Source organism: Bacillus sp. JHAA (genome assembly GCF_036961585.1).
In the GTDB taxonomy this organism is placed as follows: domain Bacteria; phylum Bacillota; class Bacilli; order Bacillales; family Bacillaceae; genus Bacillus; species Bacillus velezensis.
Genome location: NZ_JBAMDE010000001.1, coordinates 573,459 through 591,230, shown reverse-complemented (window position 1 = coordinate 591,230; position 17,772 = coordinate 573,459). Strand labels below are relative to the sequence as shown.

Sequence of the window (17,772 nt, the reverse complement as noted above, 5' to 3'; positions counted from 1 at the left end):
TCAGGAGGGATAGCGATGAAGAAAGGACGCGTAAGTCAGGTGCTTGGACCGGTTGTCGACGTACGTTTCGAGGACGGCCACTTGCCTGCGATTTATAATGCGATTAAAGTTTCACAGCCAGCTACAGGCGAAAATGAAGTAGGCATCGACCTAACGCTAGAGGTTGCTCTTCATTTAGGCGATGATACAGTCCGTACAATTGCCATGGCATCAACGGACGGAATTCAGCGCGGAATGGAAGCTGTTGATACAGGTGCGCCGATTTCCGTTCCTGTCGGTGATGTGACTCTCGGACGCGTATTTAACGTACTGGGAGATAAAATTGATCTAAATGAACCGCTGCCTGCGGATGCTCAAAAGGACCCGATCCACAGATCAGCTCCTTCATTCGATGAGCTTTCAACTGAGGTTGAAATTCTTGAAACGGGAATTAAGGTTGTTGACCTGCTCGCTCCTTACATCAAGGGCGGTAAAATCGGATTGTTCGGCGGCGCCGGCGTAGGTAAAACCGTATTAATCCAGGAATTAATCAACAACATCGCGCAAGAGCACGGCGGTATTTCCGTATTCGCCGGTGTAGGAGAGCGTACTCGTGAAGGGAACGACCTTTTCTACGAAATGAGCGATTCAGGCGTTATCAAGAAAACAGCCATGGTCTTCGGACAAATGAACGAGCCGCCGGGCGCACGTATGCGTGTAGCATTGACGGGTCTTACAATGGCTGAGCATTTCCGTGATAAACAAGGACAGGACGTACTGTTCTTTATCGATAACATTTTCCGTTTCACACAAGCGGGTTCAGAGGTTTCCGCGCTTCTCGGCCGTATGCCTTCTGCGGTTGGTTATCAGCCGACGCTTGCGACAGAAATGGGTCAGCTTCAAGAGCGTATTACGTCTACAAACGTTGGTTCAGTTACATCTATCCAGGCGATCTACGTGCCTGCCGATGACTATACTGACCCGGCTCCGGCGACAACGTTCGCTCACTTGGATGCGACGACTAACCTTGAGCGTAAATTAACTGAAATGGGTATCTACCCTGCGGTTGATCCGCTGGCTTCCACTTCCCGCGCGCTTGCTCCGGAAATTGTCGGAGAAGAGCATTATGCGGTGGCGCGTGAAGTCCAGTCAACGCTTCAGCGTTACAAAGAACTTCAGGATATTATCGCGATTCTCGGTATGGACGAATTAGGTGAAGAAGACAAGCTTGTCGTTCACCGCGCACGCCGTATCCAGTTCTTCCTTTCTCAAAACTTCCACGTAGCTGAGCAGTTTACGGGACAAAAGGGTTCTTACGTGCCTGTTAAAGAAACGGTACGAGGCTTTAAAGAAATCCTTTCCGGTAAATATGACCATCTTCCGGAAGATGCATTCCGTCTTGTGGGACGCATTGAAGAAGTCATTGAGAATGCAAAAGAGATGGGTGTAGAAGTTTAATCTGGTCCTAGGAGGGTAAAAGCATGAAGACCGTTAAAGTCAATATCGTTACTCCCGACGGCCCAGTATATGATGCTGATATTGAAATGGTAAGTGTAAGAGCCGAGAGCGGTGATCTCGGTATCTTGCCTGGCCATATTCCGACCGTGGCTCCGCTTAAAATCGGCGCTGTCCGCCTTAAAAAAGACGGACAGACCGAATTGGCGGCTGTCAGCGGCGGATTTTTAGAAGTCCGTCCTGATCAGGTCACTATCCTTGCACAAGCCGCTGAAACAGCGGAAAGCATTGATAAAGAGCGCGCCCTTGCTGCGAAAAAGCGGGCGGAAGACCGTTTGAACAAACGATCAGATGATACTGACATTCGTCGGGCTGAGCTTGCGCTACAGCGGGCTGTAAACAGATTGGATGTTGCAGGAAACTAAAAAAGAATCCTTCTCGGCTGTCTGAGAAGGATTCTTTTTCTATATTAACGCATAAGAGATTCATAGACGCCGATAAGCGGATGATCCTCTTCTTTTTGCAGATATAAATGTTCGCAGCAGTTGTCGGTGTGCCACGTTTTGTTTCCTCTCCGCACACCCGTCGTATAGGCGCCGTCCGTATACGGATAAGGTTTGACGACCCATGCGGCATCGTCATGGTGTCTGATGGCGCAATCGATGACATACACACTGAGCATTTTCTCAAATTCGTCAATCGGCAGGTTCCAATCCGCCAAAAGCAGCTCTTGTATGCTGCGGAAGTAAAGAGCTTCCACTTCCAGCAGGCTGCCGCGTGAATAATCAAGAGAAATGTTGAAAAACTGACATAATTCTTTCAGTTCCTCTGTTTGAGACTGTCTATAATCATAGTAGAATGCTATCGCTTCCCACTCGTGGTCAAATACGGGAAGTGTTTCTCCATACTGCTTTTCCGGATGAAAAAAGGAATGATTCATATTCCCATCTCCTTTCCAAAAAAGTATATCATGCCGGAGAACGGACATTTAAGCGGGGATTGCCCCTAATTTTGGATAAAAATTCTGATGTAAAAATGATCATCTTTCTCTCTTCTTCTTATATAATAAGAGAGGATATGAGGGGCGGAAAAAATGAAAGGAGATGGAATTTGTGAATGTATTGGGGCAGCAGGCCGCAATCAGCATCCTGGTTCACCTGGTATGCATTGCGGTGACATGGTGGGCGCTTCAGGCCGTCAACTTTGATCCGCTGATCCGAAAAGGAAAAATAGTGCAGGCGAGGCTGCTGATCATTCTTCTTACCATTGCGATCGGTACGGCAGTCGCTGACTTCTTTTTAGATTATCTTACCTATTCGAAACAGCTTCCATACTTATTTTAAGATGTTTCGTCTGTTGAAATGAAGGGAATCGCTGGGTGAGAAACCAATTTTCTTCACCCGCTTGGCGAGTTTTGACGAAGTTTTCCATGTATTGCTTTCCCCGGCTCCGGCAAAAATGGGAGTAAGGGGGAGAGATCGATATGAAGAAAAAAAGAGCAGGCCGCATCATCTTATTTTTTGTTTTTTTAAGCGCCTTAATAGCGGTATTTCATTCCATTCATGCAAGTGAGCTGTCTCCGCTTGCCCAGATTGCCGAAGGAATGGAGCGGCAACAGGTCACTGTAGATGAATGGACGCTTCATGCGAAAAAAAATCTGAACCTGTCACTGAGTGAATTTGATGACAAGGTAAAAGAACTGAAGACGCAGTATCCGCAATATCATTGGGAATCCGCGCGGGAAGATAAAATCGTAAAGGCCGTCGGCACGTATTCTGACAAAAAAAATCACACAACTTTTAAACTGCAGCTCGTCACTACCCTCAAAAACCAGAACCCAACTTCGTATTTATTATATGAGCAAATGAGCCCGGAGCAACCGGAAAACTGGAATGATACATATGAACAGTTTGAACGGCAGGCACATGACATATTTCAAAATAAAGTATTTATTTTTACTTGTCTTAAGGGTCATTTAAATGATAATATGAGTATTGTTTTGCAAAAAAAAGCAGAACAGCTCATGAAAGAATTTGAAGCAAGTCCAGTTGAACATGTAGTTGAGCCTCATTTCGTTTCTGTTTCTGCATTTACATATAAGTGGACAGATTACATCATGACATCGAAACATAAGATGAATGTGCAAGTTGCGCTTAGAAGTGCGGGAATGGGCGAAAAACATACCGTTACGGTTGGCACACCAATCGTGACGACTGAATATTAATATAGAGAATATAGGGACGCGGAGGGGAATACCTTGGAAAAAATCATCGTCCGCGGCGGTCAGAAGTTAAACGGCACAGTGAAAGTTGAAGGAGCAAAAAATGCCGTTTTACCAGTTATCGCTGCATCTTTATTAGCAAGTGAAGAAAAAAGCGTAATATGTGATGTACCTACGCTCTCCGATGTATATACAATTAATGAAGTGTTGCGTCATTTAGGAGCAGATGTGCATTTTGAGAATAATGAAGTTACCGTAAACGCTTCTTACGCTTTAGAAACAGAAGCACCTTTTGAATATGTGCGCAAAATGCGCGCGTCAGTGCTTGTTATGGGCCCTCTGTTAGCCCGTACGGGTCATTCAAGAGTAGCGCTTCCGGGCGGCTGCGCAATCGGCTCAAGACCGATTGATCAGCATTTAAAAGGCTTTGAAGCAATGGGTGCAAAAATCAAAGTAGGCAACGGCTTTATTGAAGCAGAAGTGGAAGGCCGTCTGCAGGGCGCAAAAATCTATTTAGATTTCCCAAGTGTGGGTGCGACAGAAAACTTGATTATGGCAGCTGCTTTAGCTGAAGGAACAACAACGCTTGAAAACGTGGCAAAAGAGCCTGAAATCGTTGACTTAGCGAACTATATCAATGCGATGGGCGGAAAAATCCGCGGAGCCGGCACAGGCACCATTAAAATTGAAGGTGTCGAGAAGCTTCACGGCGTAAGACACAACATCATTCCTGACCGTATTGAAGCGGGTACTTTCATGGTGGCTGCGGCGATCACGGAAGGAAATGTATTAGTCAAAGGTGCGGTTCCTGAGCATCTTACGTCTTTAATTGCGAAGATGGAAGAAATGGGAGTCAAAATTACGGATGAAGGAGAAGGCCTTCGTGTCATCGGTCCTGCCCAGCTGAAGCCGATCGACATTAAAACGATGCCTCACCCAGGATTCCCGACTGATATGCAGTCGCAAATGATGGCGCTGCTTCTCCGTGCGAGCGGAACAAGCATGATTACTGAAACTGTGTTTGAAAACCGTTTTATGCATGCTGAAGAATTCCGCCGGATGAATGGCGACATTAAAATTGAAGGACGTTCTGTGATCATTAACGGTCCTGTACAGCTGCAAGGCGCAGAAGTTGCCGCTACGGACCTGCGTGCGGGCGCGGCGCTGATTCTTGCGGGATTAGTGGCTGAAGGTCATACACGCGTCACGGAACTGAAGCACTTGGATCGCGGTTATGTGAATTTCCATCAAAAACTTGCGGCTCTTGGCGCTGACATCGAGCGTGTCGTTGATGAAACGGCCGCTGAACAAGAAAGCAAAGAAGTCGTAACTGATCTAAACGCATAATGGCTGTAAAAACAGTATGTCAATCTGGCATACTGTTTTTTTATGGTTTATCATCATTATTATGCTCTGATTTCCAAAAAAGAATACGTTTTTCGCGTGAAAAATGGAATAAAGATTCTGTCCAAAAGGAAGTCATATTAGCTTGTCCCTGCCCATAAGATGAAGTAGAGTCGAATCCCAAGCAGGAGGCAGCTGATATATGAAACCGATTGTATTTCTACTATCCGGGCTGTGTATACTTATTCTTCTAGTCCCCACCATTCTCGTCCTTCCGTTTCAGGCAGAAAAAGGAGCAGCTGTAAACAGAGAGCCCGGACACAAAACAGCACACACCACACGAGAAACAAAAGGAGCAGAAACATTGAAAGAATCACCTGTATCCATTCCGGTTTATCGGACATCCAATCATTCTGTAGAAAACATTCCGCTTGAAGAGTACGTGATCGGTGTCGTGGCTTCCGAAATGCCCGCAAACTTTAAACCGGAGGCCTTAAAAGCCCAGGCGCTCGCCGCCCGGACATTCATCGTCAGACTGATGGTCGCTGACTCAGCCGTCCAGGCGCCGAAAGGATCACTGGTGGATGATACGCAAATGTTCCAAGTCTATCAAAGCAAAAGCCAGCTGAAAAAAGAATGGGGTTCTAAGTACGCACACAACCTCAAGAAAATCACAAACGCGGTGGCCGGCACGCAAGGAAAGATTTTAACGTACGATAACAAGCCGATTGAGGCATCTTTCTTCTCTACGAGCAACGGGTATACGGAAAATGCGGAAGCCTATTGGACAAGCGCCATTCCTTATTTAAAAAGCGTGAAAAGTCCGTGGGATAAGCAATCGCCGAAATATCTTGCCACCCAGACCTTCAGTGTGCCGGAGTTTCAGCAAAAGCTCGGCGTACAGCTCTCGGGACAAAACACGGTGGGACAGATTACAGCCAGAACGCCGGGCCATCAAGTGGCAACGGCCGTCATCAACGGCAAAAAGCTGAAAGGAAGAGACATCCGGGAAAAACTCGGACTCCGTTCTGCCGACTTTGAATGGAAACGAAACGGCGGCAGCATCACCATTACGACAAAAGGATTCGGCCACGGCGTCGGCATGAGCCAGTACGGGGCCAATTACATGGCGGAGCAGGGGAAATCAGTGGCGGACATCGTCAAGCATTATTATCAGGGAGTAGACATTTCCGAAGCAGATTCATTTTTAAACAAATATATGGCGAAAAAATAGACGCTTTCATGAGCGTCTGTTTTTTTTGAAAACTATTCCATAAACGGTAAAGCAACCAACAGACTCATATAACGAAAGCCTAAAGGCTGACAAATGTCGATTGAAGGCTGAGCGCCGGGTGTAAATCACTGATAAAAATGCCGCTTCTATGTGAATATACGCAAAAATAATGAGGAACGCCGTCCTATTTATTTCCCTTTTCATCTCATTTACGATAAATATTGTTCGGCGTTGAACGTAAATCTATTGAAAAGGGGAAAAAGCAATGAAAAAAACATTTTCACTCATACTCATGCTCGGATTGATGCTGACTGCCGCATCTCCTGCTTTTGCTGCCGAGAATGCAAACGAGAAGACTCTTTCATTTAAAAACAATACCGCCATTTTACTTGATGCGAGCGGCAGTATGGCAAAACGGATTGACGGTGTTTCTAAATACAACATGGCAAAAGAAGAAATTGTCCGTTTTGCGGATCAAATTAAATCTAAATCACAGGTCAGAATGACAGTTTTCGGTTCGGAAGGCAATAATAAAAACTCCGGAAAGGTTCAATCTTGTGAATCCATTCGCGGTGTGTACGGATTCCAAAGGTTTGACAGACAGAGCTTCCTTAACTCTCTTAACGGAATCGGGCCTACGGGCTGGACACCGATTGCAAAAGCATTAGAGGATGCGAAGGCTTCCTTTACCGGTTTGCACAAACTAGGCAGTAAATCCGTTTTCCTGTTGACGGACGGCGAGGAGACATGCGGAGGAGATCCTGTTAAGACAGCGAAAGAACTTCGTAAACAGCATATTAAAGTCAACGTGATCGGCTTTGACTTTAAGGAAGGCTTCAACGGCCAGCTTCACGAGATTGCCAAAGCGGGCGGAGGAAAATATTACGAAGCTCACAGCCAAAAGGATATGAACCGCATCTTTACAATGGCAGCGAGTTCATTAGCGGAATAAGAAAAGGTGCCGTTTATCGGCCCTTTTTTTTATTTTTATTTAACAAAAATTTCAAGAAAAGATGAAGAGAAAACTGTAAAAAGAATCAGATTCCGGACTTATATTACAAAAAGGGCGAAAAAGGCATTAAATCTGTCATCATTTATCCAATCTTTTTAGGATGATGCGCATAATTCTGTTCATTTTTAACGGTGTACAGCCGCTTATACAAAAGGAATCCCGCCCTATATCTTTTTGCATACACGTCATCTAGCATAGAGAAGAGCCGAGGGCCCATCGGCCAAAAACAAACGGAGAGGAATGAAGGAAATGAAAAAAATGTTCACTGCGGGGATTGTCGGACTTTTGACGCTTTCACTCGGATCACCTGTTTTTGCAGCTGAGAAAAAGCACGAAGAAACAAACGTTGCTGTGCTGTTTGATGCAAGCGGAAGCATGATACAAAAAACAGGGGGAGAGCGTAAAATAGATGTTGCGAAAGAGTCTGTCACTTCTTTTGCGGAAGTTCTTCCTGAAGACACGAATCTGATGCTTCGGGTATTCGGGCATAAGGGCAATAATAAAAACTCAGGCAAAGCCGTATCATGTAATGCGACAGAAACGTTATACGGCCTTCAGCCGTACGCCGTGACTCCATTTGAGCAATCACTCAGCAAGATTAAACCGACCGGCTGGACACCGATTGCGAAAGCGCTCTCTGATACGCGAGAAGAATTTGAGCGGGCCGGCGCCACGGGGAAAAACGTCGTATATCTGATCACAGACGGTGAAGAAACATGCGGCGGTAATCCTCAGGCCGAAATTCAAAAGCTCCGTAAAGCGAACGTCAACACGATCGTCAATATCATCGGCTTCAACTTCGGCATGAAAGGAAGCGAAAGCCTTGAAAAAGCGGCGGAAGCGGGAGGCGGCACATATGTCTCAGCTGACAGCGCGGACGAGTTCAAACAGGCTTGGGAAGACGCTGCAAAGGATTTAGCAAAAGAATAGGTTAAAAAAGGACGCCCGCGCGGCGTCTTTTTTGTTTAGAAAACGGAACCGCGGGAATGATACGGATAAAAGGAGATGAACGCTGTTGTTAAAAGGAGCAGGCATTATATTAGTGCTGGCGGCAGTCGTTTTTGTTCTGATGGGAATTTTTCTGAAGCTTGCCGCCTTCATATTCGTCAGTATATTGGCCATTATCGCCGCAGTTATTTTATTCACCATTCTGAGCAGACATCATCGCAATGAAACATAGAGTCCTAAGAGGGCTCTTTTTTTAAACCGCAAATTCGACAAAATACAGGGATTGTGGAAGAATAAAAGAGAAGGATACTGCGGAGGGGAAAACAGTGGATGAAAAAACAACAGCGGTAAGAGACATATACCGCTATGAAAAAGGGGTATTAACAAAGACGGCAGATCGGATGGTTTCAGAGTATCCGCTGACCGTCATGGTGAACGGGCAGGAATTTGTTACGCTCGTCTGCACGCCTGAACATTTAGAGGAACTCGTCATCGGATTTCTCGCATCAGAAGGCGTCATTCGTTTTGAAAAAGAAATCAAAAGCTTTACTATAGATGAAAGTCTCGGGTTTGCATATGTTGAACTGACGAATCCCGGAGTGCTTGAGCAAAAAGACTATACGAAGAGGGTCATCGGTTCATGCTGCGGGAAAGGCCGCCATTTTTACTTTCAGCAGGATGTGAAAACGGCCAAAACCGCCGTCAGCCGTATCACCATAACTCCTGAGACGTGCCTTCGCCTGATGAAGGAGATGCAAAGCGGAAGCGGCACCTTTCAGGAAACGGGCGGCGTCCATAATGCGGCGCTGTGCGATACGGAAAAGCTGCTCTTTATGAGGACGGATATCGGGCGCCACAACGCGCTGGATAAGCTGTACGGCTGCTGTTTGAAAAACGGAATGCCGGTCCGTGACAAGCTGATCGTCTTCAGCGGCCGGATTTCCTCGGAGGTTTTATTAAAAGCCGCAAAAATCGGCGTGTCGATTGTCATTTCAAAATCGGCGCCGACGGAGCTCGCGCTGCAAATGGCGGAAGAGCTGAACATAACCGCGATAGGTTTTGTCAGAAACGGATCATTTAACGTATACACACATCCTGAACGGGTTGAACAATAGAAAGGGGTCTTGGGCTTATGAATACAGAAACGCGCCGGGTGACAGACAAAAGGGAAAGGCCGCTCAGGGATCTTCGTATCTCTGTAACCGACCGCTGCAACTTCAGATGCACGTACTGTATGCCAGCCGAATTATTCGGACCGGATTATCCATTTTTACAAAAGACGGAATTGCTCTCCTTCGAGGAGCTTGAGCGGCTTGCGAAGCTGTTTGTCGGCCGCTTCGGCGTTGAAAAAATCAGGCTGACGGGCGGAGAGCCGCTCATGAGAAAAGATATGCCTGAATTGATCAAAAAACTTGCGCGCATCCCCGGACTTAAAGATATCGCGATGACGACAAACGGCTCTCTGCTTCCCGTGTATGCGGAAAAACTGAAGCAGGCGGGGCTGCATCGCGTGACAGTCAGCCTCGATTCTTTAGAGGATGAGCGGTTTAAGGCCATTAACGGCCGCGGGGTTTCGGTGAACAAGGTGCTTGAGGGCATTGAGGCGGCAAAAGCGGCCGGACTCGGTGTGAAAATCAACATGGTTGTTCAAAAGGGCGTCAATGAAAAAGATATCCTGCCGATGGCCCGCTATTTTAAAGAAAAGGGTCATATTCTCCGGTTTATTGAATTTATGGATGTAGGCAATACGAATCAATGGAATAAAAAAGACGTGATCACGAAGGCAGAGATTATTGATCTGATCAACCAGCACATGCCGACGGAGCCGATAGAAGCGAATTATAAAGGAGAGGTCGCTTCCAGGTTCCGCTATCTTGACGGTTCCGGCGAAATCGGCGTGATTTCCTCCGTCTCGGATGCATTCTGCGCCTCCTGCAACAGAGCGCGCCTGTCGGCGAGAGGCGAGCTGTTTACGTGCCTGTTTGCGTCAAGCGGCTATGATGTTCGGAAACTCGTGCGCGGCGGTCTGACCGATGATGAATTGACGGAATCCATCGCTTCTGTCTGGAGAAATCGCACGGATCAGTATTCAATTGACCGCGCGCTTTCTAAAACGGATGGGAAAAAGAAAGTGGAAATGTCTTATATAGGCGGATGAAGAAAAGCTTGCCCGGACAAGGGCAGGCTTTTTTATTCACAATATGAGAGCGGTCTGTTCAAAAAATACCGATGACAGCCGAAATATATGATAGGAATTTTGATGCAGGACAATCAAGTTATGCAATTCCAAAGCCATACAATATGTTAAAATATAACCAATAGAAATTAGAAAAGGTTGTGAAAGGGGCATGACCGCATACGAGATTCCGTCATCTCAAGTTGGAGTCAAGATCAACAAATGGTACAAGCACATTTTAGCGTTTCAAGCGGCTGATGCCATAAAGCTGAAAGAGGAAATTGATGAGGATATACAACGTATGGAGGAAGACCAGCTGCTGCTGTTATATTATCAGCTGATCAGCTACCGCCATCATATTATGCTTGATTACGTCAAGCCGGAATGCACCGAACAATCACAGATTCAGTACAGCGAGCTGCAAAAGACGATCGAAAGCACGGACAGCATATCGGGACTGTCTGAGTATTATTTCCATTTGTTCAGAGGGATGTATGAATTCGATCACAATAACTATGTTGCGGCTATTTCTTTTTACCGGAAAGCGGAAAAACTCCTTTCATTTGTCGAGGATGATATAGAGAGGGCGGAATTCCATTTCAAGATGTCTGAAGTGTTTTATGTCATGAAGCAGACTCATTTTTCCATGAATCACGGGATTCAGGCGCTGGATACGTATATGAAACACGATTTCTACAGAGTGCGGAGAATTCAATGCCATTTCGTCATCTCAGGAAACTACATCGACTGCAAAAACTACGACAAAGCGCTTGAGCATTTAGACGAAGCCCTCCGCCTTTCTTTGCTTGAAGGACAGCCCCGCCTGATCGGGTCTTCGCTTTACAATCTGGGGAATTGTTATTCTGAAAAGCGCGATCTGGATGAAGCGGCCCGGTACTTTAGAAAAGCGGTTCCCGTTTTTGAAGAGCATCAGCTTGAACAGCTTCCGAAGGCGCTGTTCAGCTTAACGCACACCCTTTTCAGGCTGCATGATGACCAAGCGGCCCTTACCTATTATGAAAGAGGGGTCATGATCGCGAAAGAACGGGGCGATCGATTCAGTTTAGAGAAGTATAAGTTTTTACAAGCGCTTTATTTGGAGTCACTCAATATGGATTTAATCCATGAAGTGTTTGACTATATGAATGAAAAATCGCTGTATGTGTATATTGAAGATTTCGCCTTGGAGGCCGCCGTTTACACAAGCGCACATGAGCAATATAAAGAAGCGGCGTATTTTTATGAAAAAGCGATTCGCATGAGAGAAAACATTCAAAAAGAACAATGTTTATACGATATATAATTTTCTTAACCATCTGATCAGCAGATGGTTATTTTTTTATGCACATCATAACGTTTGACCATAGAAAAAAACGGAAAAATCGCAAAAGAGAGAAAAAAGTACGATGGGAAGGAGGGATTTGTTGTTCGGATTCAATGATATGATAAAGTTTTTCGTATCATTTCTCATCATTCTGCCGATGGTGTCTGTCATTCATGTGTCGGGACACAGCTTTATGGCCATGCTGTTCGGAGGCAAGGCATCATTGGATATCGGAATGGGGAAACGTCTTTTAAAAGTAGGGCCGATTCAGGTTCGGCGTATCTACTTCATAGATTCTTTCTGCAAGTTCGGCAAATTGCGGATAGATAACCGTCTGACGAGCGCGCTCGTCTATTCCGGAGGCTGTCTGTTTAATCTCGCTTCTATCTTTTTAATAAATCTGCTGATCATAAAAGATGTCCTCGAGCCAAACTTATTTTTTTACCAATTTGTCTATTTTTCAACTTATTATGTTTTCTTTGCCCTTCTGCCGGTGCAATACGGGGATAATAAGCTGTCAGACGGATTGGCTGTTTACAAAGTGCTCCGCTACGGGGAACGGTGTGAAATCAATAATTGAGAGTTGAAATGTTTGCTATCAGGCTGAAAGGGAAGAAAACAAGTACACAGAACAAAAAAGGAGCTGAAGAGATCATGAGTCAAGATAACGGTTTAAAAGACAAAGTAAAAGGCGGCATGAACAAAATGAAAGGGGAAGCAAAGGACAAAGCAGGCGACATGGCAAACAAGTCCGACTTAAAAGCGGAAGGTAAAAAAGACAAAGCGAAAGGCAGCCTGCAAAAGGGTGTCGGCAAAACGAAAGATAAACTCAGTGATGATTAATTTGATAGTGAAACACAGCAAAAGCCCAAAATATTTTGGGCTTTTTGTTATGAGAAATGACAAAAATTCCAGTTCATTTGGTTAATATTCACTAAATTTTTAAATATTCTATAAATTCTCCGGCGATTTCTTTATAATATTCACATAGAATGTAACCTTTCTTCACATTTGATTAAACGTTTGTTGAAGAAAAAAATGAGAAATCGGTAATTTCTGCAAAAGGAATCGGGTCGTTCACCGTCGAATAACTTTTATCACTTAACATTTCATGAGGTGAAGGGGGTGACGGCCGCCTGCATCGTTTCGGTATGACCATGCGGATTGTGTTTGACTATCACTAAGGGGGAATACAGATGAAACTGACACCGGTTGAACAAGAAAAATTGCTTATTTTTACGGCGGGAGAGCTCGCTAAGCAGCGGAAGGCGCGCGGCGTTCTGCTGAATTATCCCGAAGCCGCCGCATATTTGACCTGCTATCTGATGGAAGGCGCGAGAGACGGAAAAAGCGTTGCTGAGCTGATGGAATCCGGCCGCAATGTATTGACGGAAAAAGATGTTATGGAAGGCGTTCCGGAAATGCTGGACAGCATTCAGGTGGAAGCGACGTTCCCGGACGGGGTTAAGCTTGTCACCGTTCATCAGCCGATCAAAGCGGAGGTGAAGTCATGAAGCCGGGAGCGATTCAAGTCGCAAAGGGAACCATCACCATTAATGAAGGCCGGAAGACGCTGGAGGTGTCAGTCACCAATAACGGAACACGGTCAGTGCAGATAGGATCGCATTTTCATTTTGCCGAAGCCAACGGCGCCCTTTCCTTCAATCGGGACAAAGCAATCGGCATGCGCCTTGATATCCCGTCAGGCACATCTGTCCGTTTTGAACCGGGAGAAGAGAAAACCGTCACGCTCGTGGAAATCGGAGGGCGAAAAACGGTCAGAGGTCTCAACGGCATGGCCGATACGTATATGGATGAGCGGGGAAAAGAGAAGACTCTGTCAAATCTTAAAAAAGCCGGATGGATGGAGGAGGCGATCCGATGAAAATGTCACGTGAGCAATACGCAGAACTGTTCGGACCGACAACGGGAGACAAAGTCAGACTCGGAGATACGGATTTATGGATTGAAGTCGAAAAAGATTTCACGAATTACGGTGAAGAAATGATTTTCGGCGGAGGGAAAACAATCCGGGACGGTATGGGGCAGAACGGGCGTATCACCGGGAAAGACGGAGCGCTTGATCTGGTCATTACAAACGCCGTTATCCTGGATTATACCGGAATCGTCAAGGCGGATATCGGGGTGAAGGACGGCCGGATTGTCGGCGTCGGAAAAAGCGGCAATCCTGATATCATGGATGGGGTGGACCCGCACATGATTATCGGTGCCGGAACAGAAGTCATTTCCGGCGAAGGGAAAATTGTAACGGCCGGCGGGGTGGATACGCATATCCACTTTATCTGCCCGCAGCAGATGGAAGTCGCGCTTTCTTCAGGCGTGACCACGCTTCTCGGCGGCGGAACGGGTCCTGCGACGGGAAGTAAAGCGACGACTTGTACATCCGGTGCATGGTACATGTCGAGAATGCTGGAAGCGGCCGAGGAGTTTCCGATCAACGTCGGTTTCTTAGGAAAAGGGAATGCATCCGATAAAGCGCCGCTGATCGAGCAGGTGGAAGCAGGCGCGATCGGCCTGAAGCTGCATGAAGATTGGGGATCAACGCCAAGCGCCATTAAAGCTTGCATGGAAGCAGCGGATGAGGCGGACATTCAGGTGGCGATCCACACAGACACGATTAATGAAGCGGGCTTTTTAGAAAATACGCTTGATGCGATCGGCGACCGGGTTATCCATACATATCACATAGAGGGAGCCGGCGGAGGCCACGCACCGGATATTATGAAACTCGCATCTTACGCCAATATCCTGCCGTCCTCTACGACGCCGACGATCCCGTATACCGTCAACACGATGGACGAGCATCTTGATATGATGATGGTCTGCCATCATTTAGATTCAAAAGTGCCTGAAGACGTGGCGTTCAGTCATTCACGCATCAGAGCGGCCACCATTGCGGCGGAGGATATTCTGCACGATATCGGCGCGATCAGCATGACGTCATCTGACTCGCAGGCGATGGGCAGGGTGGGAGAAGTGATTATCAGGACATGGCAGGTGGCCGATAAAATGAAAAAACAGCGCGGCGCTCTATCAGGAGAAAACGGCAATGACAATGTGCGCGCCAAACGCTATATCGCCAAATACACAATCAACCCGGCCGTCACTCACGGCCTGAGCCATGAAGTCGGTTCCGTTGAAAAAGGAAAGCTCGCCGACCTTGTACTATGGGACCCGGTTTTCTTCGGCGTCAAACCTGAACTTGTGCTCAAAGGCGGCATGATCGCCCGCGCCCAGATGGGAGATCCGAATGCTTCCATTCCGACGCCTGAGCCCGTGTTTATGCGGCAGATGTACGCATCATACGGTAAAGCAAACCGAAATACCTCTATTACATTTATGTCCCAGGCCGGTATCGCAAACGGTGTGCCGGAAAAGCTCGGCCTTGAAAAAATGATTTCTCCCGTACGGAATATCCGTAAGCTGAGTAAGCTCGACATGAAGCTGAATGACGCAATGCCGAATATACAAGTCGATCCGAAAACCTATCAGGTGTTCGCCGACGGAGAAGAGCTGGCATGCCAGCCCGTCAGCTATGTTCCGCTCGGACAGCGTTATTTCTTATTTTAATCCCTCTTCGGCCGGTTTCCCGCCGGCCTGTTTACCCTCTATTGCCAACTTGATTTCATCCTGCCGCCCGTTTTAGTGTATATTAGTAGTTGACAAACAAATGAAATGTAACTATTGCGGTTACAACGGTGGTGAAAAACATGATTAACAGCCGTCTTGCTGTGGCCATTCACATTCTATCGCTGATCTCAACGGATGAACGGGCGTCATCGGACATGATTGCGGGCAGCGTAAACACCAATCCCGTCGTCGTGCGGAGAACGATCAGCCAGCTGAAAAAAGCGGGTATTCTGACTTCCCGGGCGGGTGTTCCGGGAGCCAGCCTGAAAAAAGATCCGTCGGAGATTACCCTCTTAGAGGTTTACAGGGCGGTGCAGAATAGGGAAGAGCTTTTTGCGGTTCACGACAATCCGAACCCCGACTGTCCGGTCGGCAAAAATATTCAGCGCGCGCTCGATGAGACGTTCGGAAGCGTACAGCGGGCAATGGAGAATGAACTTGCGAGCAAGTCCCTTTATGATGTAATGAATCATCTCTTTTGTTAAAAAGAGATTGGTTCATGCCGCTAGCGGTGTAACAAAAATGGTTACAAGGGATAATGAGGAAATCACGGTTTTGACCCCATATTCAGACAAGCCTGGATGCGGGATTGCGATCTGTTTAATGAAGAAATCCTCCGAAACTAAAGGAGGTGGTTACCGGGATATTTTTATTTTGCTTAAGACTTATGTGAAGGTGTCAGCTGTGAGCAAGTTAAACAAAAAATGATATCCTGCCTCCGGTAATGCCAAAACCGTTCGCCTCTTAACAATCATTATAAAATTTCTCAAGGAACGATCAGCAGCCCGTTAGCTGCCCCTAATTAAAGATGAGCTGTTACCACACTGTTACATTAGAACTTCCGCTGCTTTTATATCCTTCTGTCGCTAAGACTTGATAAGCCCAATTACTGCCTAGATTCATTCCATGGCTCTTCCAGGCGTTAACATGATTGCTGAAAGTGATTGCAGCGTTGCTTCCGGTTGGTCTCTTCGACTGGCGAACACTCCAGTACTGCGTAAAAGTAGTGTTATCGCCATCAATGGAAGGTGCGTTATAACGTGTTGTTGTATATATGTCATATGTACCTCCATCACTGTTTACAGTACCTTTATACGTTCCGGTAGGTCTGTAAGTACCCCATGAATCCACTACATAATATTCGATGAGAGGTGCTCTCGTCCAGCCATATAAAGTCAAATATCCATTGCCATTCGGCGCCCAGACTCCGGCATTATAGTTTATTGTTCTAAATGGCGAGCCTGTAGTCCAGCCTTTACCAACAACGAAATTTCCGGTATTAGACCAATTAACACTGTAATTCCCGCCAGATCCATTGACAGCGTTGACTGTTCCGCCCCCATCAGTCCAATTTTGCCAGTAATCTGTGCCAGCTGCAGAGGCGGTTGCCGAAAACATGCTGATACTCATGAAAGCAGCCGTTAATCCAACTAAGAATTTCTTTTTAAACTTAAACATATGTTACCTCCTATACTATTTTTTCTGACTTTGACATGAGGCAGCACTCGTAAATATTTAACGAACGCCAACGCTTTTGATCGTTCCTTTCAATATAATAGCATGAATACATGAGTGAATATTAAGAACAATTGTAATTTAATTACAAAGACCCAAAAAACTGTATGATAAGTGGTCTTGTTCCATCAGGGCTTTTATCCTTATTTTCAAACCTGATCAGGAACAGTCGAACAATTAAGTGATTTCAGTTGAAACTCTGAGGAAAAGTTTTATTTGAAAAAACTTTTTTGAGCTGAAGCCGGAATGTCTGAAAGAATATCTGCAGACAGCTGCATCAGCTGCATCAGCTGCGCCATTATGCCATCGCCGTATTGGTAAATCCGAAGCACAAAAACGAACGCTTTACCGTTATTGAAGAAGCGGAATAAGAAAAAATCCCGGGCGGATGCGCCGGGATTTTCCTTTTTAATATGTATTGGCATCAATATTATTAAACACGCCGTCCACGATGCCGAGCGTCATGAGGACAATGAAGAGAATGATACCGAGAACGGACAAGCCGACCGTAACAATCAGGTAGATCCCCTGCATTTTCACGAACTTTGCATAATTCTCCAGCATATGTTCCTCTGTCAGTTCATTGAACTGCTCCGCCATCTGTCCCGCTTCATTTGCCGAGCGCATCAGAAAAATGCCGGCAATGATCTGCAGAACGCCGGGAATGGCTCCGATTAAAAAGAAAAACGCGCCCGACAGCGCCGCAAACGCACCCACGATAATAAATAAAATACCTGTCGCTTTTCCCCATTTCGAAATAGAAATAAGCGAACGATTCACTGATTCAGGTTTCAAACTATGGCACTCCTTTACAAAAAAATACTCACTTTTCATTTATACACTATTCGGTCATTCTTTTGAATATAAAATGTGTTTTTTCATGCCGTGTCCGTTTTTATATCAGAAAATTCCC

22 protein-coding genes are annotated in these 17,772 nt (G+C 46.1%); 18 read left to right on the top strand and 4 right to left on the bottom strand.

Annotated elements, in window-relative coordinates:
• The first annotated feature begins 15 nt into the window (after window positions 1–15).
• Window positions 16–1,437: a F0F1 ATP synthase subunit beta gene (gene atpD / locus V7728_RS03005; protein WP_003151173.1), complete on the top strand. Its 1,422-nt coding sequence runs from the start codon at window positions 16–18 to the stop codon at window positions 1,435–1,437.
• Between the two features lie 23 nt (window positions 1,438–1,460).
• The gene (locus V7728_RS03000; RefSeq protein WP_003151176.1) at window positions 1,461–1,859 is read left to right on the top strand and encodes a F0F1 ATP synthase subunit epsilon; all 399 of its coding nucleotides are present in this window, start codon (window positions 1,461–1,463) and stop codon (window positions 1,857–1,859) included.
• Between the two features lie 44 nt (window positions 1,860–1,903).
• Here V7728_RS03000 and V7728_RS02995 read toward each other — a convergent pair whose 3' ends face one another.
• A complete protein-coding gene (locus V7728_RS02995) occupies window positions 1,904–2,374 on the bottom strand; it encodes a hypothetical protein (protein WP_060562437.1) in 471 nt (156 codons plus the stop codon).
• Between the two features lie 172 nt (window positions 2,375–2,546).
• On the opposite strand from V7728_RS02995, the gene V7728_RS02990 reads away from it, so the two are divergent.
• The 16 genes from V7728_RS02990 to V7728_RS02915 all read left to right on the top strand — a co-directional run bounded on the left by V7728_RS02990 (window position 2,547) and on the right by V7728_RS02915 (window position 15,829).
• On the top strand, window positions 2,547–2,777 hold the full coding sequence (locus tag V7728_RS02990) for a DUF1146 family protein (protein ID WP_007614366.1): 231 nt from the start codon (window positions 2,547–2,549) through the stop codon (window positions 2,775–2,777).
• 140 nt (window positions 2,778–2,917) lie between these two features.
• Window positions 2,918–3,658, top strand: a complete 741-nt coding sequence (locus V7728_RS02985; RefSeq protein WP_007614364.1) for a YwmB family TATA-box binding protein — start codon at window positions 2,918–2,920, stop codon at window positions 3,656–3,658.
• Window positions 3,659–3,691: 33 nt separating this feature from the next.
• Complete coding sequence (gene murA / locus V7728_RS02980; protein ID WP_007614362.1) at window positions 3,692–5,002, top strand: UDP-N-acetylglucosamine 1-carboxyvinyltransferase; 1,311 nt, start codon at window positions 3,692–3,694, stop codon at window positions 5,000–5,002.
• A gap of 199 nt (window positions 5,003–5,201) precedes the next feature.
• Window positions 5,202–6,233 carry a stage II sporulation protein D gene (gene spoIID, locus V7728_RS02975; RefSeq protein ID WP_012118658.1) on the top strand — a complete coding sequence of 344 codons (1,032 nt, stop codon included), beginning with the start codon at window positions 5,202–5,204 and terminating at the stop codon, window positions 6,231–6,233.
• Between the two features lie 265 nt (window positions 6,234–6,498).
• Window positions 6,499–7,185 carry a VWA domain-containing protein gene (locus tag V7728_RS02970; protein ID WP_007407590.1) on the top strand — a complete coding sequence of 229 codons (687 nt, stop codon included), beginning with the start codon at window positions 6,499–6,501 and terminating at the stop codon, window positions 7,183–7,185.
• A gap of 309 nt (window positions 7,186–7,494) precedes the next feature.
• A complete protein-coding gene (locus V7728_RS02965) occupies window positions 7,495–8,175 on the top strand; it encodes a VWA domain-containing protein (protein ID WP_012118657.1) in 681 nt (226 codons plus the stop codon).
• 85 nt (window positions 8,176–8,260) lie between these two features.
• The gene (locus tag V7728_RS02960; protein ID WP_007407587.1) at window positions 8,261–8,425 is read left to right on the top strand and encodes a hypothetical protein; all 165 of its coding nucleotides are present in this window, start codon (window positions 8,261–8,263) and stop codon (window positions 8,423–8,425) included.
• 94 nt (window positions 8,426–8,519) lie between these two features.
• On the top strand, window positions 8,520–9,308 hold the full coding sequence (fdhD, locus tag V7728_RS02955; RefSeq protein ID WP_099567155.1) for a formate dehydrogenase accessory sulfurtransferase FdhD: 789 nt from the start codon (window positions 8,520–8,522) through the stop codon (window positions 9,306–9,308).
• Window positions 9,309–9,325: 17 nt separating this feature from the next.
• Window positions 9,326–10,351, top strand: coding sequence for a GTP 3',8-cyclase MoaA (gene moaA, locus V7728_RS02950; RefSeq protein WP_012118655.1), 1,026 nt, complete (start codon window positions 9,326–9,328; stop codon window positions 10,349–10,351).
• Window positions 10,352–10,541: 190 nt separating this feature from the next.
• Complete coding sequence (locus V7728_RS02945) at window positions 10,542–11,672, top strand: response regulator aspartate phosphatase (RefSeq protein WP_007407584.1); 1,131 nt, start codon at window positions 10,542–10,544, stop codon at window positions 11,670–11,672.
• A 121-nt stretch (window positions 11,673–11,793) separates the two neighbouring features.
• Window positions 11,794–12,273 (top strand): hypothetical protein, encoded by a 480-nt coding sequence (locus V7728_RS02940; RefSeq protein WP_043020935.1) that lies wholly within the window; start codon window positions 11,794–11,796, stop codon window positions 12,271–12,273.
• 74 nt (window positions 12,274–12,347) lie between these two features.
• Window positions 12,348–12,536 (top strand): CsbD family protein, encoded by a 189-nt coding sequence (locus V7728_RS02935; RefSeq protein WP_012118653.1) that lies wholly within the window; start codon window positions 12,348–12,350, stop codon window positions 12,534–12,536.
• A gap of 353 nt (window positions 12,537–12,889) precedes the next feature.
• Window positions 12,890–13,207, top strand: coding sequence for an urease subunit gamma (gene ureA / locus V7728_RS02930; RefSeq protein ID WP_007407581.1), 318 nt, complete (start codon window positions 12,890–12,892; stop codon window positions 13,205–13,207).
• The gene (gene ureB / locus V7728_RS02925; protein WP_017418746.1) at window positions 13,204–13,578 is read left to right on the top strand and encodes an urease subunit beta; all 375 of its coding nucleotides are present in this window, start codon (window positions 13,204–13,206) and stop codon (window positions 13,576–13,578) included. Before ureA ends, ureB begins: the two co-directional genes overlap by 4 nt.
• Window positions 13,575–15,284, top strand: a complete 1,710-nt coding sequence (gene ureC, locus V7728_RS02920) for an urease subunit alpha (RefSeq protein WP_007407580.1) — start codon at window positions 13,575–13,577, stop codon at window positions 15,282–15,284. Before ureB ends, ureC begins: the two co-directional genes overlap by 4 nt.
• A 140-nt stretch (window positions 15,285–15,424) precedes the next feature.
• A complete protein-coding gene (locus V7728_RS02915; protein ID WP_007614341.1) occupies window positions 15,425–15,829 on the top strand; it encodes an Rrf2 family transcriptional regulator in 405 nt (134 codons plus the stop codon).
• Window positions 15,830–16,160: 331 nt separating this feature from the next.
• On the opposite strand, the gene xynA is transcribed toward V7728_RS02915, so the two are convergent.
• The 3 genes from xynA to V7728_RS02900 all read right to left on the bottom strand — a co-directional run bounded on the left by xynA (window position 16,161) and on the right by V7728_RS02900 (window position 17,654).
• Complete coding sequence (gene xynA, locus V7728_RS02910) at window positions 16,161–16,802, bottom strand: endo-1,4-beta-xylanase XynA (RefSeq protein ID WP_020956463.1); 642 nt, start codon at window positions 16,800–16,802, stop codon at window positions 16,161–16,163.
• Between the two features lie 269 nt (window positions 16,803–17,071).
• Window positions 17,072–17,284: a hypothetical protein gene (locus V7728_RS02905; protein WP_099567153.1), complete on the bottom strand. Its 213-nt coding sequence runs from the start codon at window positions 17,282–17,284 to the stop codon at window positions 17,072–17,074.
• Entirely contained in the window at window positions 17,268–17,654 is a 387-nt protein-coding gene (locus V7728_RS02900; RefSeq protein ID WP_061581668.1) for a DUF5362 family protein, read from the bottom strand. The genes V7728_RS02905 and V7728_RS02900 overlap by 17 nt, the downstream gene beginning before the upstream one ends.
• Between the last annotated feature and the right edge of the window lie 118 nt (window positions 17,655–17,772).